18 protein-coding genes are annotated in these 25,258 nt (G+C 62.2%); 8 read left to right on the forward strand and 10 right to left on the reverse strand.

Translation table 11 applies throughout. From position 1 onward, the window contains the following. Window positions 1-2 precede the first annotated feature (2 nt). Entirely contained in the window at window positions 3-1,493 is a 1,491-nt protein-coding gene (locus ACP7D4_RS05185) for a sensor histidine kinase (RefSeq protein WP_426208006.1), read from the reverse strand. Window positions 1,494-2,204: 711 nt separating this feature from the next. Between ACP7D4_RS05185 and ACP7D4_RS05190 the strand changes: the two genes are divergently transcribed. Further along, window positions 2,205-3,626 carry a methyl-accepting chemotaxis protein gene (locus ACP7D4_RS05190; protein WP_426103938.1) on the forward strand — a complete coding sequence of 474 codons (1,422 nt, stop codon included), beginning with the start codon at window positions 2,205-2,207 and terminating at the stop codon, window positions 3,624-3,626. A gap of 49 nt (window positions 3,627-3,675) precedes the next feature. On the opposite strand, the gene ACP7D4_RS05195 is transcribed toward ACP7D4_RS05190, so the two are convergent. Further along, window positions 3,676-6,303 carry a molybdopterin-containing oxidoreductase family protein gene (locus tag ACP7D4_RS05195; RefSeq protein ID WP_426208007.1) on the reverse strand — a complete coding sequence of 876 codons (2,628 nt, stop codon included), beginning with the start codon at window positions 6,301-6,303 and terminating at the stop codon, window positions 3,676-3,678. 4 nt (window positions 6,304-6,307) lie between these two features. Next, window positions 6,308-7,024, reverse strand: coding sequence for a 4Fe-4S dicluster domain-containing protein (locus tag ACP7D4_RS05200; protein ID WP_426208008.1), 717 nt, complete (start codon window positions 7,022-7,024; stop codon window positions 6,308-6,310). Between the two features lie 451 nt (window positions 7,025-7,475). On the opposite strand from ACP7D4_RS05200, the gene ACP7D4_RS05205 reads away from it, so the two are divergent. Genes ACP7D4_RS05205 through ACP7D4_RS05215 form a run of 3 tightly spaced genes read left to right on the forward strand, consistent with a single transcriptional unit; the run spans window position 7,476 to window position 10,063 of the window. After that, the gene (locus ACP7D4_RS05205; protein ID WP_426103941.1) at window positions 7,476-8,114 is read left to right on the forward strand and encodes a choice-of-anchor J domain-containing protein; all 639 of its coding nucleotides are present in this window, start codon (window positions 7,476-7,478) and stop codon (window positions 8,112-8,114) included. Window positions 8,115-8,174: 60 nt separating this feature from the next. Continuing rightward, window positions 8,175-8,600: a post-PEP-CTERM-1 domain-containing protein gene (locus ACP7D4_RS05210; RefSeq protein ID WP_426103942.1), complete on the forward strand. Its 426-nt coding sequence runs from the start codon at window positions 8,175-8,177 to the stop codon at window positions 8,598-8,600. 5 nt (window positions 8,601-8,605) lie between these two features. Next, window positions 8,606-10,063: a PA domain-containing protein gene (locus ACP7D4_RS05215; RefSeq protein ID WP_426208010.1), complete on the forward strand. Its 1,458-nt coding sequence runs from the start codon at window positions 8,606-8,608 to the stop codon at window positions 10,061-10,063. 183 nt (window positions 10,064-10,246) lie between these two features. Here ACP7D4_RS05215 and ACP7D4_RS05220 read toward each other — a convergent pair whose 3' ends face one another. Then, on the reverse strand, window positions 10,247-11,983 hold the full coding sequence (locus tag ACP7D4_RS05220; RefSeq protein WP_426103944.1) for a M4 family metallopeptidase: 1,737 nt from the start codon (window positions 11,981-11,983) through the stop codon (window positions 10,247-10,249). 513 nt (window positions 11,984-12,496) lie between these two features. Here ACP7D4_RS05220 and ACP7D4_RS05225 point away from each other — a divergent pair. After that, window positions 12,497-12,760, forward strand: coding sequence for a hypothetical protein (locus ACP7D4_RS05225; RefSeq protein ID WP_426103945.1), 264 nt, complete (start codon window positions 12,497-12,499; stop codon window positions 12,758-12,760). A gap of 190 nt (window positions 12,761-12,950) precedes the next feature. Here the strand turns inward: ACP7D4_RS05225 and ACP7D4_RS05230 are convergent, their stop codons facing one another. Together ACP7D4_RS05230 and ACP7D4_RS05235 are read right to left on the reverse strand one after the other, a co-directional pair. Beyond that, window positions 12,951-14,207, reverse strand: a complete 1,257-nt coding sequence (locus ACP7D4_RS05230; protein ID WP_426208012.1) for a M20/M25/M40 family metallo-hydrolase — start codon at window positions 14,205-14,207, stop codon at window positions 12,951-12,953. 30 nt (window positions 14,208-14,237) lie between these two features. Beyond that, window positions 14,238-15,455 carry a urate hydroxylase PuuD gene (locus ACP7D4_RS05235; RefSeq protein WP_426208013.1) on the reverse strand — a complete coding sequence of 406 codons (1,218 nt, stop codon included), beginning with the start codon at window positions 15,453-15,455 and terminating at the stop codon, window positions 14,238-14,240. 136 nt (window positions 15,456-15,591) lie between these two features. On the opposite strand from ACP7D4_RS05235, the gene ACP7D4_RS05240 reads away from it, so the two are divergent. The 3 genes from ACP7D4_RS05240 to ACP7D4_RS05250 all read left to right on the forward strand — a co-directional run bounded on the left by ACP7D4_RS05240 (window position 15,592) and on the right by ACP7D4_RS05250 (window position 19,770). Beyond that, window positions 15,592-16,530, forward strand: a complete 939-nt coding sequence (locus tag ACP7D4_RS05240) for a LysR substrate-binding domain-containing protein (RefSeq protein WP_426103948.1) — start codon at window positions 15,592-15,594, stop codon at window positions 16,528-16,530. A gap of 77 nt (window positions 16,531-16,607) precedes the next feature. After that, window positions 16,608-18,365 carry an allantoate amidohydrolase gene (locus ACP7D4_RS05245; RefSeq protein ID WP_426208015.1) on the forward strand — a complete coding sequence of 586 codons (1,758 nt, stop codon included), beginning with the start codon at window positions 16,608-16,610 and terminating at the stop codon, window positions 18,363-18,365. A 61-nt stretch (window positions 18,366-18,426) separates the two neighbouring features. Then, entirely contained in the window at window positions 18,427-19,770 is a 1,344-nt protein-coding gene (locus tag ACP7D4_RS05250; RefSeq protein ID WP_426208017.1) for a sensor domain-containing diguanylate cyclase, read from the forward strand. Here ACP7D4_RS05250 and ACP7D4_RS05255 read toward each other — a convergent pair. The 4 genes from ACP7D4_RS05255 to ACP7D4_RS05270 all read right to left on the reverse strand — a co-directional run bounded on the left by ACP7D4_RS05255 (window position 19,754) and on the right by ACP7D4_RS05270 (window position 25,162). Next, entirely contained in the window at window positions 19,754-20,914 is a 1,161-nt protein-coding gene (locus ACP7D4_RS05255) for a zinc-dependent alcohol dehydrogenase (RefSeq protein WP_426208019.1), read from the reverse strand. The genes ACP7D4_RS05250 and ACP7D4_RS05255 overlap by 17 nt on opposite strands. A 120-nt stretch (window positions 20,915-21,034) precedes the next feature. After that, entirely contained in the window at window positions 21,035-22,285 is a 1,251-nt protein-coding gene (locus ACP7D4_RS05260) for a Zn-dependent hydrolase (RefSeq protein ID WP_426208020.1), read from the reverse strand. A gap of 16 nt (window positions 22,286-22,301) precedes the next feature. Beyond that, on the reverse strand, window positions 22,302-23,693 hold the full coding sequence (hydA, locus tag ACP7D4_RS05265; protein ID WP_426103953.1) for a dihydropyrimidinase: 1,392 nt from the start codon (window positions 23,691-23,693) through the stop codon (window positions 22,302-22,304). Continuing rightward, window positions 23,690-25,162 (reverse strand): NCS1 family nucleobase:cation symporter-1, encoded by a 1,473-nt coding sequence (locus ACP7D4_RS05270; RefSeq protein ID WP_426104108.1) that lies wholly within the window; start codon window positions 25,160-25,162, stop codon window positions 23,690-23,692. The genes hydA and ACP7D4_RS05270 overlap by 4 nt, the downstream gene beginning before the upstream one ends. Window positions 25,163-25,258: the final 96 nt, after the last annotated feature.

The following is a 25,258-nucleotide window of genomic DNA, read 5'->3' on the forward strand; positions in this document are numbered from 1 at the left end:
CTTTACGCGCTTTCTGGAGTTGGAATGATGATGCTTGCCATGAAACCGCCGGTGGCCATGGCGCCTACCTCAAGCCAGGCGCGCGTGCCGTACATTGCCTCAAGACGCTGCCGTATATTGCTCAGGCCAACACCGCTTCCCTGTACGCTTGAAAATCCTGCTCCGTTATCAAGAACGGTTACCCTCAGGTGCTGCCCTTCCCGAGCGGCGCTGATTGTCAGCTTACCATCCGGCCTGTTGTTCAGACCATGCATGATTGCATTCTCGACCAGTGAAATGAGCATGGCAGGCGGAAACGCCATGGCTGCGACCTGCTCCGAACTGATAAACGCATACGCCAAACGCTCGCCCATCCGGATCTTCATGATGGCAAGGTAATGCAGTACCAAGTCCATTTCCTTGCCAACCGTGGACACATCCGAGCGGAGTTCTTCCAGGGTGCTGCGCAGGTACACGATAAGGTGGTCCATCATCGACTCCCCTTCCTCGACGTTAGAGCGGTACAAATGGCGCACGTTTGCAAGTGTATTGAACAGGAAATGCGGCTCAATCTGCGCCTGCAAAATGCGTAGTTGCGATTCAACTGCTTGGCGCCGCATTTCTTCTTGCTTGCGCACTGCGCCCGACAGCGCCATCTCGCTGGTCAGCGGTTCAATGAGGTTCGTTTGCAGGTATTGCAGAACGGGGAGCACGACCGCCGGATTGGGGAACAACTCAAGCCGATGGATTCCACCTCTCAGTTCGCAGCGGACGCGCAGTTCTGCGGCGCCCGCGCCAACAGCGGCAAGCGTGACGATCACGCGAACCGGCAACAGCACCCAGCTTAAAGAATATGCATGCTGGCCATCGCTGCGGGTGCGAATGATGGAGATATTCGCTTGATAGAACATCCTGGAAAAACGCGGGGTCATCTTGCTCATCAACCTCACGACGTGTTTGTCGAGCACCACGGCTACCGTCTCGCATGGGGCAAGGATGGCAATCCGTTTGTCGCTAAAAGTACCATCAAGCAGGGCGCTGAAATCGGCGCCGTTTCGCTTCAGCGACAAACACCGCCACCACGAAATCGATATTGAGTACACGATAGCCAATTGCGCAAAAAACGAGAACACCGGCAGATAAACGTGCGCCGGCACGCGCGCGGCACCCTGCACTGGCGCAAATGTCAGCTCGTCGATTCCGATCACAACAATCAGGATAACGGCGCCGCGCGTGAGCACTTGCAGAGCGACCTGTAACTGGATTCTTAACGCAAAGGCTCTAACAGTCCTGGGCAGTACGGACTTTGGCGCGCAGGCGGTCATCCATGCGAGAAACGCCCCCTCAAACCCGGCGTACGCTACAAAGAATGCGAGCGTAACGGAAATATCGATCATCCCGGACGAACTATCCATGAACAAACCAATGGCGCGGCCCGTCAGCACTGGAATAATCACAATCAAGAGAAGCAAGGGAAGGTCTGCAAGGCGCCAACCACGGGTCGATATTTTCATGCAAGGTCCTTTGGCTCTGCTTTGTCATCCATGATGGCCAGATGCTGCATCTCAAGCGCCCGGGGCCAACATGCCTGCGGCACTCGGCCTGACCAGCGCACGCAAATAGCGCAAATCGATCACACGGGCAAAAACTAGTTGGCTGCTCATATTCATCGTTCACTCCAGGGTTGTTCAGATGCAGTGAGGATGCCCCTTTGCCGGCGCCTTGGCACCTTCATTGCGACGAACTCAGGAAAATGCGGAAGCAGACCCGGCTTTTGTTGGAATATCCAGATGGCAAATTTCAATGGCAATTGGCAAAGCCTCCCCGCCTTCCTTCGACCGGTCGCCCAAAGGTGCTCGATTTTCAGCGATTTCATGCACCCTGTCTAATTTATTTCCCATATGCACTATTTTTGACAAGCTTTACGGGCGGACGTGCGTGCCCGCCCGATGCGTTGCACACCAGCACGGCACGATACGATTGAGAAATTTTCAAAAGAAAATGCGGTATCATCGTCGTCATGCAAGCGGCTTCTGTCGTCGGCCCGGGCCCCAAACGTGCGGCCCGCACCCGACCACCGATACAATGTGGTTCCGCATGCGCCGCCTCTACGCGGCGAACCGACCTGCGGCCAAGCCTCCCGCCGCACCACTGACCACCGCGCACCGGCCCGCCTTTCGCTCCGTGGCGCGGCATAGCGCGTGCCTTCCGGCCGGGAGTATCTTATGCAGAACCACCACGACCCCTTGCGGACAATTGCCATCGAGGCCGATAAATTGATGCTGTGCGTGCTGTGGGCATTGCAACTGTTTTCACTCGCGCTGGCCGGCATCCACAATACCTGGACTTTGGCGCTCCTGGTCGGACTGCCCACGGCCGGGCTGCCAACCATCCTCTACCTGCAGGCACGCGGGACGCTCCTTACGCGCTGCGTGGTAGCCGTTGCCGTGATGGTCTTTGCGGCGCTCAATATTCACCAGGGCGCTGGCTTGACGGAACTGCACTTCGGCATTTTTGTCTACCTGGCATTCTTGCTCGCTTACCGCGACTGGCGCCCGATCGTCGTCGCTGCCGCCACCATTGCCATCCATCACCTGAGTTTCCATTATCTGCAGGAAATGAACTACGGCGTGCTTTGCTTCACGCGGCCGCAGTTGTCCACGGTATTCATCCACGCAGCCTACGTCGTGGTCGAATCGGGCGTGCTCATTTTTCTTGCGACCGTGCTGCGCCAGTCGGCCTGCCAGGCGGCGGAATTCGAGAAAATCGTGTCGGCCTTGGCAGCAGTGGAAGGCCGGATCGACCTGTCGGCAATTGGCGAGGCGCCGCAAGGCCGCCTGGCCCGCTCGCTGTTCGAGATGCTGGTCACCATGCGCGATACGATTGGTGGCATGCGCGAAGGCGCCCACACCATCGCCGGCAATTCAGGCGAGATCGCGCACGGCAATGCCGAGCTCTCGCTGCGCACCGAGCGCCAGGCCGGCGGCATTGAGCAGACCGTCGCATCGATGGCACGGCTGGCCGCCACCGTCCACCAGCACAATGACAGCGCGCGCCAGGCCAATGCGCTTGCGCACAGTGCATCTGCGATCGCGCTCGAGGGCGGCAATGCGGTACGGCAGGTAGTCAATACGATGGGCGAAATCAATGCCTCGTCGCGCAAGATCGTCGACATCATCAGCGTGATTGACGCGATTGCGTTCCAGACCAATATTCTCGCGCTGAACGCGGCGGTGGAAGCGGCGCGCGCCGGCGAACAGGGCCGCGGCTTTGCCGTAGTGGCGGCCGAGGTGCGCAGTCTGGCGCATCGTTCGGCGGCGGCGGCCAAGGAAATCAAGGAGCTGATCAGCAATACGGTCCAGACGGTGGAAAGCGGCAGCCGGCTGGTCGACCAGGCCGGCGCGACCATGTTGCAGGTGGTCGACAGCGTTCAGCGCGTGACGGCAATCATGGGCGAAATGAGCAACGCCAGCGAAGAACAGAACCAGGGAATCAAGTACGTCAACGAGGCGGTCGTCGAGTTCGACGCCAGCACGCAGCAAAACGCCACGCTGGTCAAGCAAGTTGCGGCGGCGGCCGATGCGCTGGCCGACGAGGGCCAGCGCCTGAGCGCCCTGGTGACGGCATTCAAACTCGAGGCCGGCTAAGGGTCATGCTGAAAAAAGCTGGTTCCCGCAAGTGGAACCAGCCTTGTTATCACACTGCTTTGCGGATCGTGCAGACCGTATCGAACCACGACTGCATTCCCACCAGCGGCTGGGGATTGATCGGCAAAATGGCATTGATATTCACCCCGCTGCCGCGCCCGCCGTTCTTTTCGTCCCACCACAGGCCGAACTCAAGGTCGTCGACCGCCGGGGCCGGCCCGAACGCCAGCGCCGCATCCGGCGCCAGCCCTTTGGCCGCCACCTCCACCCGCCGCCCGCGTTCGCCCTCGGCCGCGCGGCCGCCGGTGATCCAGCCTAACGAATTGGACACCGCCACCACGCGCGGATGAATGCCCTTCGTCACGAACGCCTTGACCTGCGCGGAGCCAAGCACTTCCCCGTTGCCGCGATAGGCCTTGTCGCCCAGCACGCCGCTGACGGGCCGGTACGTGGTCAGCTCCACCGTGTCGCCCGTCTTGATGCCAAGTTTGCCGGCGGTCGTGGCATGGATCCACATCGGATTGTCATGCACAATCTCGGCCAGGTACTTTTGCGACGCGGTCCTGCCCTGCGTGTGAACGTTCCATTTGAACGTGGTCAAGATCAGGCGATCGGCGCCAAGGTCCACGTGCGACGGCACCTCGTGGAACGTGGGCAGCCCGTCGTCGCGCATGCCCATCGTGGCGGCCACTTTCTCCACTTCCGGCGCATAGATTTCGAACTTGCGCGACGGCGTGGCAAAGCCGCGCACCGGTGTCGCATCCACCATCAGCCCGATCGCTTTTTCCTTGCCCTTCTCGTCGGCCTGGTAGATCACGCGCGTTTTCTCGTCCACCCGGCTACCCTTGAGCGCGGCCGGGGTCAGCGCCTTGCGGTACACCTCGTACGGCTTGGGCGCGGCGCTGTCGACGTACACCCCGTAGTGCTTCATGAACTCGAAGCCATCCTTGAATACTTTGCCGTCGGCGCCCTTGGTCGGCAGTTTTGAGCATTGGTGCCGCACGAAGTCTTCGTGCTTGCCGAACTGAAAATACTTCGACTGCTCCGGCCCCAGCCGCTTGCCAATTTCGAACAGCACATCGGCAAAGCTGGTTGCGCCTTCGGGCGGGGTCACCATGGGCTGGCGCAACGTGACGAAATGCTGCAATTCCATGTTGTTGCGGATGTCCATGCCCCAGCGTTCGAGGTAGGTCGCGTCGGGCAGGATCATGTCGGCATAGTGCGCCATTTCCGAATACACCACGTCCGAACAAGCGTGAAAGGGAATCAGTTTTTCATCCTTGAGCACGTCGACCGTGGTGCTGCGCCCTTCCGGCCAGGTCATTGGCGCGGCAATCGTGTAACTGAGGTAGACGTCCAGCTTGGCGCGGCCCTGGCGCAGGTAGTCGAAGACGACTTGCCCGACCTTCATCTTTTGCCAGCGGTTGGCCAGCGGCCACTCCGGCGGGTCTTCCAGGTCGGTGCGGACGGCCGGTTTCGGCGGCCTCGGTTCGGGAGCGGGATAGCGCGCCTGCGACAGCTTTTCATCCAGCCCGTAGCAGTAGCCGCCCACCTTGGCCACCGATCCCACCAGCGCATTGAGCATGACGACGGCGCGCTCGGCGTTAAAACCATTGTAGTGGGCGCCGGTGCCGCGGTTGGTAAAGGCGGCCACCGCCGGGCGCTTGCGCGCGAACTCCAGCGCCAGCCGGGTGATATCGGCGGCAGCGACGCCCGAGAGCTTTTCGGCCCACTTCGGCGTGCAAGGCGCCAGCCAGGCGCGGATGGTGTCCAGCCCGGGCTGCACGAATTTGTCGATGAAGTCATGGTCCACTTCATTGTCACGCACGATCACGTGCGCCATCGCCAGGGCAAGCGCGCCTTCCGTGCCGGGAAACGGCTGGTGCCATTCGTCGCTGCGCCCGGCCGTATTGGACAGCCGGACGTCAAAGGTGACCAGCTTGGCGCCATGGTCGTAGCGCGCCTTGACCACGCGCGAGACCAGGTGCAGACCGCCCTGGTGCGCCTCGTAGAAATTGGCGCCGAAGTTGAGGAAATAGGTGCAGCGCTCGGCGTCGATCGACTCCCAGTCGGTCTCCCCGAGCGAGACGTAATTGGCCGCGCGCTTGTTCGACGAACAGATCGCGCGGTGATTGAGCAGCACCGGCGTGCCGATGGCGTCCAGAAAGCGCCCGATCTCGGCCTCGATGCGCGAGCGGCCCTGGTGGATGCACACGCGTTCCGGGTGGCCGGCGTCGATGCTGGCGCGGATGCGGCGCGCGACTTCTTCGTAAGCTTGCTCCCAGGTGATGCGCTTCCACAGGCCCGAGCCGCGCTCGCCGGCGCGCGCCAGCGGGTACAGCAAGCGCTCCGGATAATCGTTCACGTTGGGGCCAGACTGGCCCTTGGCGCACGTCATGTGGCTGCCCATGTTCGGGTCGAGCGGATTGCCGCGTATCTTGATGACCTTGTTATCCTGCACAAAGCCTTCAATGCCGCACACGGTGGAGCAATTGAGGCACACGCTGGTGACCCGCTTTGCCGTCCTGTAGTTGTTTTTGATCTTGCGCTGGTGGCCGTCGGCCAGCGGCCGGTACGACATCGCCTGCGCGGTGGACGGCGTGAGCATAATGAGTTCGCCCACGCCAAGCGTGGCCATCGAGCCGATGCCGTTCCTGATGAATGTTCTGCGGTCCATGTCGTCAGCCTTTCTTGACCGGGGACCGGGCGAACTGCGACTGCAGCTGGCCCCAGGTATCGATCTCGTAGGAAAACGGGTCGTGGTTGTGGCCCTTGGGGATTTTCTTTTCCATGGCACGCGGCGCGACCGTGCCGATGCCGCGGTATTTGACTGCCGGCCTGGTTTTTTCTTCGGGCTTGAGCACCGACAATTCCTTGCCGTGCTTCTTGTTGAAGGCATTGATCTTGCTGGCCGGATCATTCAGGTCGCCAAAGGCGAAGACATCGGCCGGGCACACTTCCACGCAGGCGGGCAGCAAGTGTGCTTCCAGACGATGCGAGCAAAAGTCGCACTTGTCGGCCAGCTTGGTCACCGGGTCCTGGTGGATGGCGCCGTACGGGCACGCCTTGATGCATGCGCGGTCGCTGTCGCACTTGTTTTCGTTGATGCGCACAATGCCGTCGGCGTCGCGGGTGATGGCGTCCTGCTCGCAGGCGCTCAGGCACGGTGCGTCTTCGCACTGCATGCACAGCGTGGGCAGGAAGGCGCGCTTCATCGTTTCCTTCTTGTTGAAGGGGTTGATGGCGGCGAAGTCATAGTAGTAAACCTTGGTGCGGAAATTGCCCAGTGGGACGGAATTTTCGACTTTACAAGCAACCGAACAGGCGTGGCACCCGATGCAGCGTTCCAGGTCAAGCGCCATGCCCCATTTCGGGGTGGTCGCGGGCAGTGAGGGCATCTGGGCTCCAATGGGAAAAGCTACCTAGTTAACCACAGTTTGGGACGAGCTCTTCAGCCTCCCGTTTCTGCCCATATTGCCGAGATTTGCTGCACTGCACAGCGTCATTTGGGGACAGCGGCGCGCCCGTAAGGTGCACGGCGCGCTTGGCTGGCGCACTGCTGTCACGCAAAAACGCTTCATTTCTGTCGGAAAACTTTACACTTGATCAAATAAACACGTGATAAAAATCCAAAGGCGAACAGAATCAAGGTGTTGGGGATCTGGTATGAAAGTTGCTCATATTATGGCCTGTCCGTAGACATTTCGTCGCCAAAACGCGCTATCAAAATGTTAACGTTCAGAAAAACCAGTTCTTTACTGCACTGCAATAAAACAGGGAATCATGCATTCGGTCACAAACTTTATGCATAGAAGATCCCGCTATTACTTACTTCGGAGAAATAAGAGAATGATCAAGCAAGCTTTAGGCGCCATCGCCCTGATCGGGACCATGGCTACAGCAAATGCAAGTGTTCTGGTAAGCCAGGATTTCAATAATGTTGCCGCCCTGACTAGTGCAGGTTGGGTGCTCAACAATGCCAGCCCGAACGTCGGCGTGGCCGCAGACTGGTTCCAAGGTGTGCCAAGCCTGATGCATGCCCAGGCAGGCGCCACCCATCAATACATCGCAGCGGGCTATAACAATGCAAGCCAGGGCGCGATCAACAACTGGCTGATCTCGCCGACGTTCTCGGTGGTCAGCTCGGGCAGCATTTCGTTCTGGGCCAAGGCTGATGCGGCTGACGGTTTCAGCGACCAGCTGGCCTTCGGCATGAGCAACGGCAGCAGCGCCCTGAATGCGTTCACGCTCAATCCCGTGTTTACCGTGCCGACCGGCGAGTGGACCCGCTATGTGCTCAATTTCGCCGGCATGGGCTCGGGCGTGGCGCGCTTCGGCATTCAGTATTCTGGTTCCTACGAAGCGTCCAACTTCGTCGGCGTCGATTCGCTTCTGATCACGACCGTACCGGAACCTGCGACCATGTTCATGTTTGGCGCCGGCCTGCTCGGCCTGATGGCAGCACGCCGCCGCCAGATTCGCCGTTAATGAACCACTGGCGTCCTATCGCAAACGCCACTGATCGCACCACCAAACAAGGAGATTGACATGTCTGACCAAATCAAATCGCAGCGCGCCCTGCGCGCTGCCGCACTGTGCCTGGCACTGGCCGGCGCGTTCGCGCTGCCCCACGCAAATGCGCAAGCCGCAAATGAACTCACGCAGGACGACGCTGTCGTCGTACGCGACAAGGATAGCGGCAAGCTGCGCGCTGCCACGCCGGAAGAACACAATGCACTGCGCGCGGCACGCAAAGCAAAAATCGCGGCCATGCGCATCGCACCGGAGCCGATGCGCAGCAAACACCATCGCAGCGGCGCTGCCGGCCTGCGCCTGAACGACGACATGATCAGCAGCGCCACCGTGGTGCGCGCCGCCGACGGTACGCTGGTCCATGAGTGCCAGGATGCCGCTGGTCACGCCAATCACACCCCGCATGCCGTCACCCCGGCACCAACCACGGTCACGGAGTAAGCCCAATGCGTATGTTTTCTATCCCAACAGCAACCCGCACCTTCATCGCTCTGGCCTGCGCCGTCACCTGCCTGGCCTCGTCGGCGGCCACCATCACCATTTCCAAGCGCGACGCGCCGGGCGTGGGCTTCAATGACCCGACCCCGGTCGCGCCAGTTGGCGGCAACATGGGCACCACGCTGGGCGAGCAGCGCTACATCGTGTACCGCCACGTGGCCGACATCTGGGAACGCAACCTCCAGAGCAACGTCAACATCACCGTCAGCGCCGGCTGGGAAGCACTGACCTGCACCGCCAACTCGGCGGTACTGGGCAGCGCCGGCGCGTGGAACATCTGGCATGATTTCCCAGGCGCTCTGCCTAACACCTGGTACCACCAGGCACTGGCCAACAAAATTGCCGGCACCAACCTGAGCGAAGGCGAACCGGACGACGGTACGGGCTACGGCAACGTCGACATCAAGACCCAGTTCAACGCCAACCTGGGCAATCCTGATTGCCTGGCCGGCAGCTCCTTCTACCTGGGCCTGGACGGCAATGCTGGCTCCAACGTCAACTTCGTTGAAACGCTGCTGCATGAACTGGGTCACGGACTGGGCTTTTCGGCACTGACCATCACGACCTCGACCGGCGCGCGCGTGCAGAACCGTCCAAGCGTGTGGGAACAGTTTATGTACGACAACACGGCCCAGAAGACCTGGCTAAACATGACGGATGCCGAGCGCAAGGCATCGGCTGTTAACCCGCTCAAGCTGGCGTGGATCGGCACCAACGCAGTCAAAGCGGCGGCACTGCTCAAGGCCACGCCGGTACTGCAAATAACCTCACCGCAGCCTGGCGCCTCGCGCGTGATCGACTACAACCCGTCGCCGTTCGGCGCCGTCCCGGTCACGCCAAGCACCTTCGGCGCGCTGGCCAACATCAAGGCCCAGGCTGGCGAAGCTGGGCCTGGCTGCGCCCCGTACGAGGCTGCTAACACAATGGCCGTCAAGGGCAAGGTCGCCATCATTTCGCGCGGCGGTTGCACCTTTGTCATCAAGGTGAAAAATGCCCAGAACGCCGGCGCAATTGGCGCCATCCTGGTCAACAACGTGGCGGGCGCCTTGCTGCCGGCCGGCGCCGATGGCTCGATCACGATTCCTTCGGGCGCCGTAGCGATGGCTGACGGCGACCTGCTCAAGGCCGCCGTACCGGGCGCGGTGCCTTACGGCTCGCGCAATGGTCCAGGAACCGCGACGGCGCTGTGGTCGTCCGATCCAACCCGCATCGCTGGTGCTGACTCGCGTGGCCGTCCGCTGCTGTACACCCCCTCCGTGCTCGCCTCTGGTTCGTCGGTATCGCACTGGGATGTCTCGGCCTCGCCTAACCTGCTGATGGAGCCGAACATCAACGCCGATCTGGGCATCGTGCTGGACGCGCCGAAGGACTTGACGCTGCCGCTGATGCGCGACATCGGCTGGTAATCTCGCCGCTCAGCGTACGATGAAAAATGCCGCTAGCAATAGCGGCATTTTTTCGTCCCATCAAAACTGGGGGTCAGACCACTTTTGCCGAACCCCAAAGCTTGCCGTAAACGCGACGCCCCCGCAGGTGGCGGGGGCGTTTGCTGCTTGAAAAGATCGTCCTGGTGAACGGCCCGGTCTTGCTTACTCGGCGATGTCGGCGCCCACGTTGATGGCCGCGTAGGCGCGCTGGACAGCCTTCGCTTCCCTGCTGCCCACGCCATACAGTTCCTGCGCGGCGGCCAGCACCTTGGTGCGGGCGTCGGCATAGTTGGTCGTCGAGGTGAACTTGGTGCTCAGCGCCTTGAACCAGATGCGCATCGCCTTGTCGCTGCCAATGCCGGTCATGGCCTTCGGCGCCTGGACCAGGTACTTGCTGTAGTACTCGCTGGTGCTGGTAGCGTTCGAACCTTGCGACAGGAAATAGAACATGCGGTTGTTCGGGCCGCTGCTGTAGTGCACGTCCAGGCGCTTGAGCGAGGTGCTCCATGCGTCAGGGCTGGCGCCATCCTTGCTTGGCTTGTACATGTAGCGCAGCGGCAAGCCATCCTTGGCGATTTCCTTGCCGGTCACCCAGTCGTTGCCCGTGTTCGGGATGACGGTGCCAGTGCCGCCGGCGCGCGCGTAGGCTTCGGTCATGTCGCCGCCGATATCCGAGTTCGACTCGTTCAGGCCGCCGGACTCGCCGCGGTAAGCCAGGTTCGACGTGGCAGCGGTGATACCGTGCGACATTTCGTGACCGATCACGTCGATTGAACCCAGGTTGTTGAAGCCGCTGCCGCCGTCGCCGATGTACATGCATTTGCACGTGTCGGTGTAATAGGCGTTGTCGTAAGCGGTGTTGACGTGCACGGCAATGTAGGTCGCGGTGTTCTGGCCGTTCAGCGACTGCCAGCCCAACACGTTCTTGTACATGTCGTAGGTGTTCATCAAGCCCCACATGGCATTGACCGCCGCGGTCTCGCCGTTGGCATTGGTGGTGCTGCCGCCGGCGATGTACTGCTGGCCGTCGCCCCAGGTATTGGTTGTGTTGCTGTAGAGCGCGCCGGCCGTGGTGCCATGGTTGGCGTTGGTGATCGCCATGCCGCCGTAAGTGCCGGCCACGCCGCGCGAGGTGTCGATCATCTGGTAGGCGGAACCGACCAACTTGGTGTTGAGCGGCACGCTGCCGTTGTACTGGCTGTTACCGGTGCCGGCCACGGTCTGCAGCGCATCCCATTGCTCGAGGATGGCGCCGGTCTTGGCGCTGACGATGGTGTCGTGGAATACGCGGCGCTCGCCGGCCAGGGTCCGGGTCTTGACCAGGTAGGCCAGTTCGTAGCCGGAAACGACTTCTTCCAGGTCCATCGCGTTCAGTTCGCTCTCAGCCTTGTTGGCGGCGGACGCAACGCGTACTTCCTTCATGATCGGGTAGAGCATCAGTTCGGCGCTTGGCGGATCGATCGCCGCACCTTTTTGTACCGAGCCTGCGGCTTTGGCAATGGCGGCTGCTGCCGTTACCGAGGCGTTCACGTTCAAGGCGCCTTGCCGGCCCAGCGACGAACGGCGGTCGGCGATGGACTCGCTGACGATTTCGCCACGCGAACCGGTCACCACGACCGACTCCGAACCGTACACGCGCACGCCCTTGTAAGTGTGGTGCAGGCGCGAAATCGTGGTGCCGGACACGCCCGGGTGCTGGGCCGCGACTGCGAAGCCGTGCTCTGCGCCAAGGCCGTTCTTGCCGCGCTGGGACATCAGCGCGCCGACCACGCCTGCTTGCGCAGAAGCCGAGATAGCGACCGGGCCGCCCATCAATTGATTCGATGCGAACGCCGATTCCGCAGCCAGCAATGGCAAGGCAGCAATGGCGGCGGCCAGCAAAGTCTTTTGAAAATTCATGTTTACTCCAAGAAGGTAAATATATTGTATGGGTCCGACTGGATCGCAGCCAGATGCGTCGCTATGCGCATCGATTGAGGCTAAGGCGCGCGCACGAGCTTGGTCAATTGATTTATCGAAATGAGTCCAATTGTGTCTTGATGTTTATTTTGAGACAGAATTCTTGTCGTAAAAGATTCCAATTAGAATCTTTTAACCCGTATTCAATATCAATTTACAAATTTCTACAACTTCAACGACAAATGGTGACTTGCAGGCGGCGCAAAGTGTGCTGCGATTCCTGTGCAATTTCCCGACTATCGGCTTGAAGAGGCGCGCTTGAACTTCTCTAAGAGCAATAAAAGTTTCCATACGTCAAGTGAATATCTCGTATTGGCGGCGGTGATCGCGCGGCGTGCAGGCGTCCTCAGATATTCGTATTTTTTATGACGACCATCACAAATCTAAATTTTCTTTATTTCTTGTGGACTCATATAATTGACAGCAACAACTTAATGCACTCGAGGATACGCCATGAGCACCGCCACTTTCCACTCCACCGCCACCTTGCGCAGTCATCTGCGCGATGCCGTCAAGGCAGCGCGGACTTTCGCCAAGGCCCTGTTTGCCGCACAGGAGCGCCAGTTCGTCGCGCAGGAAATTAAGGCCGGGACGCCAGGCGTGTCGGGGCGTCAGCGCGCGAAAAACCACATGAAATTGATCTCGATGGCGAACGAATACCAGGACATGCAGCCAAGCCTGGCGGCCGAGCTGCGCCAGCTGGCCTCGCGGGGCTGATCGTGGAACTGGTTGAGTACATGCCAGGCGCGCTGGCCGCCGGCTGGATGGCCTTCAGGATCGTTATCCTGTTACGGAACGGGCAGCCGAAAGTTGCGCACAACAAGCAAGACGGCTGAACCGGCGAAGAATCGGTTTTGAAAGCGTCCCTTCCCCCTGCCGGGTGCAGGGGGTGGGCCGAGCAGCCGGGCTAAGCAGCCGGGTCAGCGTTCTGAGCACCCAGAAAATCAAGCAGCGTCAAGGCCACCACCTTGGTCGCCTTGCGCAAATCATCGAGCGCGAGCCGCTCGTCCGCTTTTTTCGCATTCGACTCGGGCACCGTGCGCGGCCCCGCCCCATACAGCACTGCCGGTATCCCATGCTCGCCATACAGGCGCGCGTCGGCATACAGCGGCGTGCCCAGCGCCGTAATCTCCTGGCCCATCAGCTGCCTGCCGTTTTTCTGCAAACTGGCCACCAGTTTGTCCGACCCCGGCAACGCTCGCAGCGCATGCGACAGCAGCAGGCGCCGAATCTCCAGCCGGATCCCCGGCAGACCGGCCACCGCGCCTTCGATCAGCGCGCGCACCTGCGCCTCTACCACCACCGGGTCCTCGTCCGGAATCATGCGCCGGTCCATCTTCATGACCACTTTTCCCGGCACCACGTTGGTGTTGGTGCCGCCGTCAATCCGGCCCACCAGCATGGTCGGCGAATCGATGCCCGGCACGGTCGACTTGATTTTCCCCAGCGCCGGCAGCGCGTCGTAGATCGCGGTGAGGATCTTGTTCGCGGCCTGCAGCGCATCGTGCCCCGTCTCCGGCATGGCGCCGTGCCCCGATTTGCCGTGCACGGTCACTTCAAGCTGCAGGCATGCGTTGTGCGCGGTGACGATGTTGTAGCTAAATCCCGCCGCGATGACGAAGTCGGGCCGGGTCAGCTTTTGCTCCAGCAGCCAGAGCGGTCCCAGCAGGCCGCCGAATTCTTCGTCATACGTAAAGTGCAGCTCCAGCGCGCCGGTGAGCGGCACGCCGATCGCTTCGAGCGCGCGCACGGCGAATATATAAGTCGAAAAATCGCTTTTTGACACCGCCGCCGCGCGTCCGTAGATATAGCCGTCGGCCACTTCGCCGCCGTACGGATCATGGGTCCAGCCTTCGCCCGGCGGCACCACGTCGCCATGCGCATTGAGCGCGATGGTCGGGCCGCCGTCGGCATACGGCCGGCGGATGATCAAGTTGGTGATGCTTTGCATGCCGTAGTCGTGCACGGCCTGCGCCGGCACCGCATGCTGCTCGGCGTGCCAGCCGAAGGCCTCGACCAGGCCCGCCACCAGTTCGGCGTGCGGCGCGTTGTCGCCGGGCGGCGTATCGGTGCTCTTTTGAATCAGCCGCTGCAGGAACGCGATCTGTTCGTTGAAGTGGGCGTCGATCCAGCCGGTGAGTTTTTCCTGGGTTTGCATGGTCATCGCTTTCCTTGTTTTGGTCGTGCTTCGTTTTTATTTGGCGCCCGCTTCGAACCACGCAGCGAGCTGCGCCCGTTCGGCGTCCGTCATGTTGGTCAGGTTCGCCAGCGGCATGGCCTTGAGCTGCACGGCCTGCTGGTAGATCTTGGCCGCATTCTTGCGGATCTCCGCTTCGCTGTGCAGCATGATGCCGGCCGGCGCGCTGGCAAAGCCCGGCTGCGTGGGACTGGCCGCGTGGCAGCTCACGCAGCGCTGCGTGACGATGGCCTGGACGCGCGCGAACTGCACCGCAGGGTCGGCAGCGGCAGCCGCGGTTACAGGTGCCTTGGGCGCAATCGCCACCGCAAGGCCAAACAGCAGCGCCACGCCCGCCACCGGATAGCGCCACGCCACCCGGCCCTTGTGGCGCAGGTTGAAGAAGTGGCGGATCAGGACTCCTGCGGCCATCATCACCGCCAGCACCGCCCATGCATGCTGGTGGCGGTAGGTCATCGCGTAGTGGTTGCTGATCATGATGAACAGGACCGGCAGCGTGAAGTAGTTGTTATGCACGCTGCGCTGCTTGGCCTTCTGGCCGTGCACCGGGTCGGGCGTTTGCCCCGCCGTCATGGCCGCGACCATCTTACGCTGGCCGGGAATAATCAGCATCAGCACATTGGCCACCATCATGGTGCCGATCATCGCACCCACGTGGATATAGGCCGCGCGACCGCTCAACAATTTGTTGAGCACAAAGGCGCTGGCGACCAGGAACAAAAAGATCACCACGCCGAAGGCCAGGTCATGCTTGCCCAGCCTTGACCGGCACAGCAGGTCGTAGACGGTCCAGCCGACGACCAGGCTGCCAAGGCCGATGCCCACCGCCTGCCAGGACGACAGGTCGGCCACGGCCTGGTCAACCATCATCGCTTGCGCGTTGAAGTAGTACACGATGGTGAGCAGCGCAAAGCCCGACAGCCACGTCGAATACGCTTCCCACTTGAACCAGTGCAGCTCCTTGGGCAGTTCAGGCGGCGCGTTCAGGTACTTTTGCGGATTGTAAAAGCCGCCGCCGTGCACCGCCCACAGTTCGCCCGAGACACCCTTGGCGGCCAGGCTTGACCCCGGCGCGGGAGGGCGGATCGTGTTATCAAGCCAGACAAAGTAAAACGAAGCGCCGATCCACGCAATACCGGTGATCACGTGCAGCCAGCGCACGATCAGGTTGAGCCACTCAAGGCCATACGGGACCAGATATGCAAAAACTTCCATGGGGTTCCTTGGTTTTCCTTGTTGCGAGAGCGAGGGATGCAGGAGTGCTATCTTATCAACGATAGCCTCATTCTCAGCCTTCAACATGAAATATCGCGTATATTTGACATACCCGAATTCATATATAGAGCGCATCATGGCCAGCCTCCCCCAGCACCTCGACCTGCACCTGATCCGCATCCTGTACCTGCTGCTGGTCGAAAAAAACGTTTCGCGCGTGGCGCTCAAGCTCAACCAGCCGCAGCCTTCCATTTCAGCCTCGCTGCGCAAGCTGCGCGAACTCACCGGCGACCCATTGCTGGTGCGCGGCGCGCGCGGCATGGTGCCCACCCAGCACGGCGAAAGCTTGCTCAAGCCGGCCAAGCGCATCCTCGACGAAACCGAGAGCCTGTTCACCCGCAAGGCGCCCTTCGTGCCGCAGGAAGAAGCGCGCACCTTCCACATCGCCGCGCCCGACTACCTCGACAGCCAGTTCCTGCCCAATGTGGTGGCCGACCTGCGCCGCGGTTCGCCCAACAGCCGCGTAGTGATCCACAGCCTGGGCCCGGGCGTCGACTACATCCGCATGCTCTCGGACGGCGACATGGACCTGGTCATCGCCAACTGGGACGAGCCGCCCGCGCACCTGCATATTTCCAAGCTGTTCGAAGACCCGATCATCTGCGCCATGCGCGCCGACAGCCCGTACGCCAGGCGCACCGAGGCCGACGCCATGACCATCGACGACTATCTGGGCCTGCCGCACGTGGCGCCGTCGCAGATGCTGCCCGGCTACCATGGCGTGATCGACGCCTTCCTCGAGCGCCAGGGCATGCAGCGCAAGGTGGCGGTGGAGTCGGCCTACTTTGGCCTGATCCCCTACATGCTGACCCAGACCGACCTGGTGCTCACCACCGGGCGCCAGTTCATCCGCTTCTATGAAAAAACGCTGCCGCTGAAAATTTTCACGGTGCCCGTCAAGTTCCCGCCGATGCGTTTTTATCAGCTGTGGCACGAGCGCGTGCACCAGGCGCCCGAACACAAATGGCTGCGCGACCAGGTCAGCGCCGCGGCCAGGGCGCTGGTGCAGCGATAAGACTTATCAGCCATGCCATATGAACGGGAGCGTCGTCGGCGCTATCATCTGAAGACATTCCACATGATACCCACACCATGACGACACTTGCCCACTTGAACAGCTGCGCGCCGAGCGACTTTGTCGCCACCCTGCGCGGGATCTACGAGCATTCGCCCTGGATCGCCCAGCGCGCCGCCGGCCAGCGCCCGTTTGCCAGCGTGGCTGCGCTCAAGTTCGCCCTGCAAGGCGTGGTCAGCGCCGCCAGCGTCGACGAGCAGCTTGCCCTGTTGCGCGCCCACCCGGAACTGGCCGGCAAGGCGGCAATCGCGGGCCAGCTGACGGCCGAGTCGACGATCGAACAAGCCAGGTCAGGCCTGAACCTGTGCAGCGCGACTGAATTTACCGCGCTGCACGCGCTCAACGCCGCCTACAACGCCAAGTTCGGCTTTCCGTTCATCCTGGCCGTCAAGGGTCCCACCGGTCAAGGCCTCACGCGCGAAGCGATTATCGCGACCTTTGCGCGCCGGCTAAGGCTATCTAACGCGCGCGTCGGCGAAATGGCCGAATGCCTGCGCCAGGTCCACCGCATCGCCGAACTGCGCATCAACGACCTGCTGGGCGTGCAGCACGCGTTCGGACCATTGCTGATGGAGTGGCTCGACACCATCGGTGCCTGGAGTGAAATGGAAGACGGCCTGACCTGCTCCTACATGACCGGCGTGCACCGGCGCACCGCCGAACAGCTGGCCACATGGATGCGCGAGGCCGGCATGCAAGTGCAGATCGACGCCGTCGGCAACGTGGCCGGGCGCTACCTGTCCGACGTAGCGGGCGCCAAGACCTTGATGACCGGTTCGCACTACGACACCGTGCGCGACGGCGGCAAGTACGACGGGCGCCTGGGCATCGTGCTGCCCATCGCGCTGGTGCGGCACCTGCACGCGCGCGGCGAGCGACTGCCCTTTCACCTGGAGGTAGTGGCCTTTGCCGAAGAAGAAGGCGTGCGCTTCAAGAGCACTTTTTTGGGCAGCAACGCGGTCACCGGTGCGTTCGACGTGGCGCTGCTCGACAAAATTGACGCCGACGGCGTGACGATGCGCGAGGCGCTGGCGGCAGCCGGCCACGACCCGGCTGCCATCCCATCCATCGCGCGCGACCCGCAGGCGCTGCTCGGCTTTTTTGAAGTGCACATCGAACAAGGCCCGGTGCTGCTTGAGCACGGCCTGGCGGTCGGCGTAGTGAGCGCGATTGCCGGCAGCTCGCGCTATCTGGTCGCGCTGACCGGGCTGGCCGGCCACGCCGGCACCACCCCCATGCACATGCGCCGCGACGCCGCTGCGGCAGCCGCCGAAATCGTCCTGCTGGTCGAACAGCGCTGCGCCCAAGGGCCGGCGCTGGTGGGCACGGTCGGGCAGCTTGAAGTGCCCAATGGCTCGGTCAACGTGATCCCCGGGCATTGCACACTCTCGCTCGACATTCGCGCCGCCGACGACGCGGTGCGCCTGGCGGCCGTGCAAGACATCCTCGACGGCATCGCTGCCATTTGCGCGCGGCGCCAGGTGGAAGCGGGCGTCGAGCAGATTGTCTCGGCGGCGGCCGCGCCGTGCGCGCCGTGGCTGATGGCGCAGCTTGGGAGCGCCATCGAACGGGCCGGCCTGCCGCGCCACGACCTTGCTTCCGGCGCCGGGCACGATGCCATGGCCATGGCCAGGGTGACCGACGTCGCCATGCTGTTCGCGCGCTGCGGCAATGGCGGCATCAGCCACAACCGGCTCGAGACGATGACGGCCGACGACGCCGAACTGGCCGCGCAAGTCGTCCTCGACTTCCTGCGCAGTTTTCGCCCCGCATAAATTCACGCCGGGCCGGGTGTGTTATCGTTGCATCATGGAATTACTTTAGAAGTGCACCGACATGGTCAACGATGAGGCAAGCATTGCGTCCGACAGCAGCGACGCGGCGTTGATACTGGCCGTTTCCCACAGCGGCATCGGCGTGTGGGATCGCGACATCCCGAGCGGCCGCATTGTCTATTCGCGCGCCTGGAAGGCGATGCTGGGCTATGACGAGCACGAAGTAAGCGACCGCATCGAGGAGAGCTACACGCGCGTCCATCCTGCCGACCTGCTTGGCGTGCAGGCCACTATCCGTGCCCACTTCGACCAGGTCAGCGACAACTATGCGGTCGAACACCGGCTGCGGTGCAAGGATGGCAGCTATATTTGGGTACTTAGCCGGGGGCGGGTCGTCAGCCGCGATGCGCACGGCAAGCCGCTGCGCATGAGCGGCGTGACCACCGACATCACCGACACCGTGGCCCTGTCCGACAAGCTGCGCCGCAGCGCCGAACTGCTCACCAACCTCACCGATGAAGTCCCGGGCCTGGTCTACCAGTATCGCGAGGATGCCGACGGCGTGGCCAGCTTCCCGTATGCCAGCGCCGGCATCGAGGCCATCTTCGGCACCACCGCCACACTGGCAGCGCTGAACGCCTCGGTCGTCGAGTGCGTGATCCATCCCGAGGACTTGCACGCCTACCGCGATTCGCTGGCCGCATCCGGCGCCGCGCTGGAGCGTTGGCACATGCAGTTCAGGGTGCTGCTGCCCGACGTGGGCGAGCGCTGGCGCGAAGGTGAAGCGCGCCCGCGCCGCCTGGGCGACGGCAGCACCGTGTGGCACGGCTTCATCTCCGATATTACCGTCCACAAGCAGCTTGAACTCAAGCTGCACGACGCCGCCGCCACGGATTTTCTTACGGGCCTGCCCAACCGGCGCCAGATCATGGCGCGCATGGAGCAGGAACTGGCGCGCGTGCAGCGCGACGGCTCGGCGCTGGCGGCCGTGCTGATGTTCGACCTGGACCTGTTCAAGGAAATCAACGACCGCCATGGCCACGCGCGCGGCGACGACGTCTTGCGGCACTTTTCGCAAGTGCTGCTGCACGAGTTGCGCAAGGTCGATTCGGTGGGGCGCATCGGCGGCGAAGAGTTCGCCATCATCCTGTCGGGAGCCGACATGGCCGACGCTTTCGGTTTTGCCGAACGGGTACGCGCACGCCTGGCCGACTTCCCGCTGCGCGACGGCGCCTTGTGCATCGACGTTACCGTCAGCATCGGCATTTCGGTCATGGCGCGCGAGGATGCTGCCATTACCGCCTCGCTCTCGCGCGCCGACGCGGCGCTCTATCAGGCCAAGCAGGCCGGGCGCAACTGCGCCAGGATCGCCGCGCACGGCATGCACATCAAGGCGTCAGGATAACCTTGCGGCACTCGTCCTCCTTTTTGTCGAACATCTTGTAGCCTTCGGCGGCTTGCGCAAGCGGCAAGCGGTGCGAAATGATTTCGTGCGGGCGCAGGTCGCCGCGCTCAATCGCTTCAAGCAGCTCGGGCATGTACTTTTGCACGTTGGTCTGGCCGGTCTTGAACGAGATGCCCTTCTCGAACACGTCGCCAAACAAAAAGCCGTGGATGAAGCCCGCATACAGCCCCGGCACGCTGATGGTGCCGCCGCGCCGGCACGCCGCGATGCACTGGCGCAGTGCCTTGCCGCTGCTGCCTTCGAGCTTGAGGTTGGCCAGCACCGTTTCGACCGTGCTGCCCTTCGCTTCAAAGCCGACTGCGTCGACCACGCCGTCGACACCGCGAAAATCCGTATTATCGATGATGAATTCGGCCGCATCGCATTCATCAAAATTGACTGGGATGACGTTATAGGTCTTGCGCGCGAACTCCAGCCGGAACGGGTGATGGTCGACCATGAAGATTTTTTCGATGCCCAGCATGCGTGCCGATGCCGCCGCCATCTGGCCTACCGGGCCTGCGCCAAAAATGGCCAGGCTGCCGCCCTTGCCGACGCCCGTGTTCAAGACCGCCTGGTAGCCGGTGGGGAGGATATCGCTCAGGAACAGCACCTGCTCGTCGGTCAGCGTCATGGGGATCTTGATCGGACCCACGTTCGCCTTGGGCACGCGCACGTACTCGGCCTGTCCGCCCGGAATACCGCCGTACAGGTGACTAAAGCCAAACAGCGCGGCACCCGAACGCAGGCTTTTCTTGTTCATGATGGAGCCGCGCCCGGGATTGGTTTTTTCGCAGGCCGAAAAGGCCTCGAGGTCGCAGAAAAAACAGCTGCCGCAGGCGATCACGAAAGGCACCACCACGCGGTCGCCCTTTTGCAGTTTTTTGACGTCGGGACCGGCGTCGACCACTTCGCCCATGAATTCGTGGCCCAGGATGTCGCCGCTTTCCATGGCCGGGATCTTGCCGCGGTACATGTGCAGGTCGGAGCCGCAGATGGCGGTGGCCGTCACCTTCAACAAAATGTCGTCCGGCTCCTGCAAGATGGGGTCGGGGACGTTGTCGACCTTGACGTCGTGGCTGCCGTGGTACGTGAGTGCGCGCATGTCGTTATCTCCATAGAAATAGACAGCCTAACAAGCTAACGCACGTACCAGAATCGGATGCTCCCGCCTGCACCGGTAGGACTTCGCCGACGAGATTTCCGCAGTGAATTTTGAATAAGTCTAGCTCGCAACTACTGCCCGCTCAAGCATTGCGTGCAGCAGTACATTGCAGCCCGCTTCCAGGTGTTCCGGCTTGGCGTCTTCGATCTCGTTGTGGCTGATCCCGTCCTTGCACGGCACGAAGATCATGCCGGACGGCGCCAGGCGCGCGGCGTAGATCGCATCGTGGCCGGCGCCGGACACCACATCCATGGTCGAGTAACCGAGCATTTCAGTTGCCGCGCGCACCGCGCCTACGCAGGCAGGATGGAACGGGCATGGCGGGTAGTACGACACGCGCTCGATGCTGATGCCAAGGCCCGACTCGGCGCGCGTGCGGTCGATAAAGGCCAGCATTTCCTCGTGCATGGTGTTCAGCAGTTGGTCGCTCACATTGCGCAGGTCGATGCTGAAGGTGACCTGGCCGGGAATCACGTTGCGGCTGTTGGGGAACACCTGCACCATGCCGACCGTGCCGCGCCCGTAGGGCGGATAGCGGTTTGCAATGGCCACCACTTCCTGCATGATGCGCGTGGCGACTTGCAGCGCATCCTTGCGCAGCCCCATGGGCGTGGGCCCGGCGTGGGCCTCCATGCCGGTGACGACGCAGTCGTACCACGACAGTCCCATCACGGCCGGCACCACGCCGATCACCTTGTCGGCGTCTTCCAGCACCGGGCCTTGCTCGATGTGGGTTTCGAAATAGGCGCCGATCGGATGCTGGCCGGGGACTTGCTCGCCCAGGTAGCCGATGCGTTCGAGTTCATCCCTCACGCTCTTGCCTTCGGTGTCGCGGGCGGCGTAGGCGATTTCCAGGCTGAAGGCGCCGCAGAACACTCCCGAACCCATCATCACGGGCACGAAGCGCGAGCCTTCCTCGTTGGTCCAGAACGCCACTTCCAGCGGTGCTTCGGTCTGGATGTTCATGTCATTCAAGGTGCGGATCACTTCAAGGCCGGCCAGCACGCCATAATTGCCGTCGAATTTTCCGCCGGTGGGCTGGGTGTCGATATGGCTGCCGCTCATGACAGGCGGCAGAGATGCATTGCGCCCTTCGCGGCGCATGAAGACGTTGCCGATCTGGTCGACGGTGATGGCCAGGCCGGCTTCTTTTGCCCAGCCGACGACCAGGTCGCGGCCTTGCTTGTCGAGGTCGGTGAGGGCCAGGCGCTTGACGCCGCCTTTGGGGGTGGCGCCGATGCGGGCCAGTTCCATCAGCGACGCCCACAGGCGCTCGCCGTTGATGCGCAGTTCGTTCCGCAGTTGGTTCATATCGGTTCCAGATTCTTTATGCGTGGGTTTTGGTAAATGCTGGCCGCTCGACGTGCTTGCCCGCGCCTTGCACGGCGCGCAGCGCGCCCCGCTCAAAAACGACCTTGCCGGCAGCGAGCGTGTATGACGGAATCCCCTTCACGGTGCGGCCTTCAAATACATTGAAGCCACCCTTGGCAAACTGGGTCTTGGCCGAAATGGTCCTGGTCCCATCCGGATCCCAGACCACGATATCGGCGTCCGATCCGACCGCCACCACGCCCTTGCGCGGATACATATTGAAAATTTGCGCAGCATTGGTGGACGTCACCTTGACGAACTCGGACGGCGTCAGCTTGCCGGTATTGACCCCGGCATCCCACACCACCGCCATCCTGTCTTCCACTCCGCCGCAGCCATTGGGAATCTTGGTAAAGTCGTCCGCCCCGGCCGCCTTTTGCTCGGCGCAGAAGGTGCAGTGGTCCGTCGCCGTGGTGTGCAAATTCCCGCCCTGCAGTCCCTGCCACAGCGCGCCCTGGTGATGCTTGCTGCGAAACGGGGGGCTCATCACGTGCGCGCGCGCGAAGTCGAGGTCCGCACTGCGGTAGACGCTGTCGTCGATCACCAGGTGCCCGGCCAGCGCCTCGCCATACACGCGCTGGCCCTTGGCGCGCGCGCGCGCAATGGCGTCGAGCGACTCGGCGCACGATACGTGCACGATGTACACCGGGGTGCCCAGCACATTGGCAATCGCAATGGCCCGGTTGGCCGCTTCCGCTTCCACCTCGGGCGGGCGCGACAGCGGATGCGCGCTGGGGCCGGTAATGCCCTTCTTGAGCAAATCTTGCTGCAGCTGGAATACCAGCTCGCCGTTTTCGGCGTGCACGGTGGGAATCGCCCCCAGCTCCAGCGCCCGCGTAAAGCTCTTCACCAGCGTTTCGTCGTCCGCCATGATGGCATTCTTGTAGGCCATGAAGTGCTTGAAGCTGTTCACGCCGTGCTCGTGCACCAGCGTGCCCATATCCCGGTGCACCGACGCGTCCCACCACGTGACCGCCACGTGAAACGTATAGTCGCCGGCCGACTTGGCGGCCCAGCCGCGCCAGGTGTGATACGCCTCCAGCAGCGACTGCTGCGGATTGGGAATCACAAAGTCCATGATGGTGGTTGTGCCGCCGGCCAGGCCCGCCGCGGTCCCGGTGAAAAAATCATCGGCCGTGACGGTTCCCATGAAGGGCAGCTGCATGTGGGTGTGCGGGTCGATCCCGCCGGGCATCACGTACTGGCCGCCGGCGTCGATCACGGTGGCGCCGACGGGCGCCTCGAGGTTCTCGCCGATGGCGACGACCTTGCCGTCGCTTACCAGCACGTCGGCGCGAAATGCCCGGTCTGCGTTGACGACGGTGCCGCCGCGGATAATCGTTGTCATGACACTTGTCTCCTGATGTGTAGTTTGGGCACGCGGCCTTGCATGAAGGCGCCGTAGATCACCGCCGAGATCGCGACGCCCACGAACCACGCGTAGGTATAAATCGTTTTGAACAGGTCTCCCACGTCGGGGAACGATGCGGGGAAGGCCTTGTTCAGGAAGCCCGGAATGTTCGGCAGCACGCCCACCACAAAGGCGACGACGGCCACCATGTTCCAGCCGCTTCCATAGGAATAAATACCATCATTACGATACAGTTGTGGCACATCTAGCTCTGTTTTCCGTATCATATAATAGTCGACGATCAGGATCCCGGCGATCGGCCCCAGCAGCGCAGAATAGCCGACCAGCCAGGTGAAGATGTAACCCTCCGTGGACGCGAGTATCTTCCACGGCATCATCACCAGCGCGATACCGGCCGTGATGTAGCCGCCCGTGCGATACGAAATGTGTTTGGGCGAAAGCGACGAAAAATCGTACGCCGGCCCCACCAGGTTGGCCGCAAGGTTGACGCTGACGGTGTCGATCAGCAGCACGATCAGCGCAATCAGTACCGCCGCGCCCGTCATGCGGCTGGCCAGCTTGACCGGATCCCACAGCGCCTCGCCATACATGACGACGGTAGCTGAGGTGACGATCACGGCCAGCATGGCCAACAAGCCCATCGGCACCGGCAGACCGACCGACTGCCCGATCAGCTGGTCGCGCTGGGTTTTGGCAAAGCGGGTGAAGTCGGGGATGTTCAGCGCCAGCGTGGCCCAGAAACCCACCATCCCGGTCAGCGACGGCCAGAACGCGGCCCAGAACTGGCCCGCCTTCTTGCCCCCTTCGACAAACTGCGACGGCTGCTCGAGCAGCGCACCAAAGCCGCCCGCCTTGTTGTAGACCCAGCCGAGCAGCACGAAGCAGATCACGATCTTGAGCGGCGCGGTCCACGTTTCAAGCTTGCGGATCGCTTCCATGCCGTGCACGATGTACCAGAACTGGATGGCCCAAAAGCCGACGAAGCACAGCAGCTCGGCCCCGTTGATGCCCAGGCCGGCGATGGCGTCGCCGCCGATCGGCGCGCCGCGCAGCACGCCGAGCAGCGTGTAGATCATGCTGCCGCCAAACCAGGTCTGGATGCCGTACCAGCCGCAGGCGACGATGGCGCGCATCAGCGCCGGGATGCGCGCGCCCGTGGTGCCGAACGAGCAGCGCGCCAGGACCGCGTACGGAATGCCGTATTTGGTGCCGGCGTGGCCGATCAGGAGCATCGGCAGCAGGACGATGGCGTTGGCGATGAAGACCGTCATCACGGCCTGGTAGGCCGACATGCCGCCTTCGATCAGCCCGGCCGACAGGGTATAGGCCGGGATGCACATCACCATGCCGACCCACAGCGCGGCAAAATGGTACCAGCGCCAGGTGCGCTGGGCCGCCGTGGTGGGGGCCAGGTCTTCGTTCCAGAGCGCGGTGTTGGCCGACATGTCTTTATTCACAGGCGATCTCCATCAAAGAGAAGCAAACGGGAAACGTGGAACGTAGGGCGAAAAAGCGCAGCGCATTCCGCCGAAGGCCGAGGT

Source organism: Massilia sp. TWP1-3-3 (assembly GCF_049897805.1).
Taxonomy (GTDB): Bacteria; Pseudomonadota; Gammaproteobacteria; order Burkholderiales; family Burkholderiaceae_D; genus Telluria_A.

Bases quoted from the DNA above. Each gene is read 5' to 3' on its own strand.
- ACP7D4_RS05185 (WP_426208006.1), bottom strand. From the start codon at position 1,493: ATGAAAATATCGACCCGTGGTTGGCGCCTTGCAGACCTTCCCTTGCTT.
- ACP7D4_RS05190 (WP_426103938.1), top strand. From the start codon at position 2,205: ATGCAGAACCACCACGACCCCTTGCGGACAATTGCCATCGAGGCCGAT.
- ACP7D4_RS05195 (WP_426208007.1), bottom strand. From the start codon at position 6,303: ATGGACCGCAGAACATTCATCAGGAACGGCATCGGCTCGATGGCCACG.
- ACP7D4_RS05200 (WP_426208008.1), bottom strand. From the start codon at position 7,024: ATGCCCTCACTGCCCGCGACCACCCCGAAATGGGGCATGGCGCTTGAC.
- ACP7D4_RS05205 (WP_426103941.1), top strand. From the start codon at position 7,476: ATGATCAAGCAAGCTTTAGGCGCCATCGCCCTGATCGGGACCATGGCT.
- ACP7D4_RS05210 (WP_426103942.1), top strand. From the start codon at position 8,175: ATGTCTGACCAAATCAAATCGCAGCGCGCCCTGCGCGCTGCCGCACTG.
- ACP7D4_RS05215 (WP_426208010.1), top strand. From the start codon at position 8,606: ATGCGTATGTTTTCTATCCCAACAGCAACCCGCACCTTCATCGCTCTG.
- ACP7D4_RS05220 (WP_426103944.1), bottom strand. From the start codon at position 11,983: ATGAATTTTCAAAAGACTTTGCTGGCCGCCGCCATTGCTGCCTTGCCA.
- ACP7D4_RS05225 (WP_426103945.1), top strand. From the start codon at position 12,497: ATGAGCACCGCCACTTTCCACTCCACCGCCACCTTGCGCAGTCATCTG.
- ACP7D4_RS05230 (WP_426208012.1), bottom strand. From the start codon at position 14,207: ATGACCATGCAAACCCAGGAAAAACTCACCGGCTGGATCGACGCCCAC.
- ACP7D4_RS05235 (WP_426208013.1), bottom strand. From the start codon at position 15,455: ATGGAAGTTTTTGCATATCTGGTCCCGTATGGCCTTGAGTGGCTCAAC.
- ACP7D4_RS05240 (WP_426103948.1), top strand. From the start codon at position 15,592: ATGGCCAGCCTCCCCCAGCACCTCGACCTGCACCTGATCCGCATCCTG.
- ACP7D4_RS05245 (WP_426208015.1), top strand. From the start codon at position 16,608: ATGACGACACTTGCCCACTTGAACAGCTGCGCGCCGAGCGACTTTGTC.
- ACP7D4_RS05250 (WP_426208017.1), top strand. From the start codon at position 18,427: ATGGTCAACGATGAGGCAAGCATTGCGTCCGACAGCAGCGACGCGGCG.
- ACP7D4_RS05255 (WP_426208019.1), bottom strand. From the start codon at position 20,914: ATGCGCGCACTCACGTACCACGGCAGCCACGACGTCAAGGTCGACAAC.
- ACP7D4_RS05260 (WP_426208020.1), bottom strand. From the start codon at position 22,285: ATGAACCAACTGCGGAACGAACTGCGCATCAACGGCGAGCGCCTGTGG.
- hydA (WP_426103953.1), bottom strand. From the start codon at position 23,693: ATGACAACGATTATCCGCGGCGGCACCGTCGTCAACGCAGACCGGGCA.
- ACP7D4_RS05270 (WP_426104108.1), bottom strand. From the start codon at position 25,162: ATGTCGGCCAACACCGCGCTCTGGAACGAAGACCTGGCCCCCACCACG.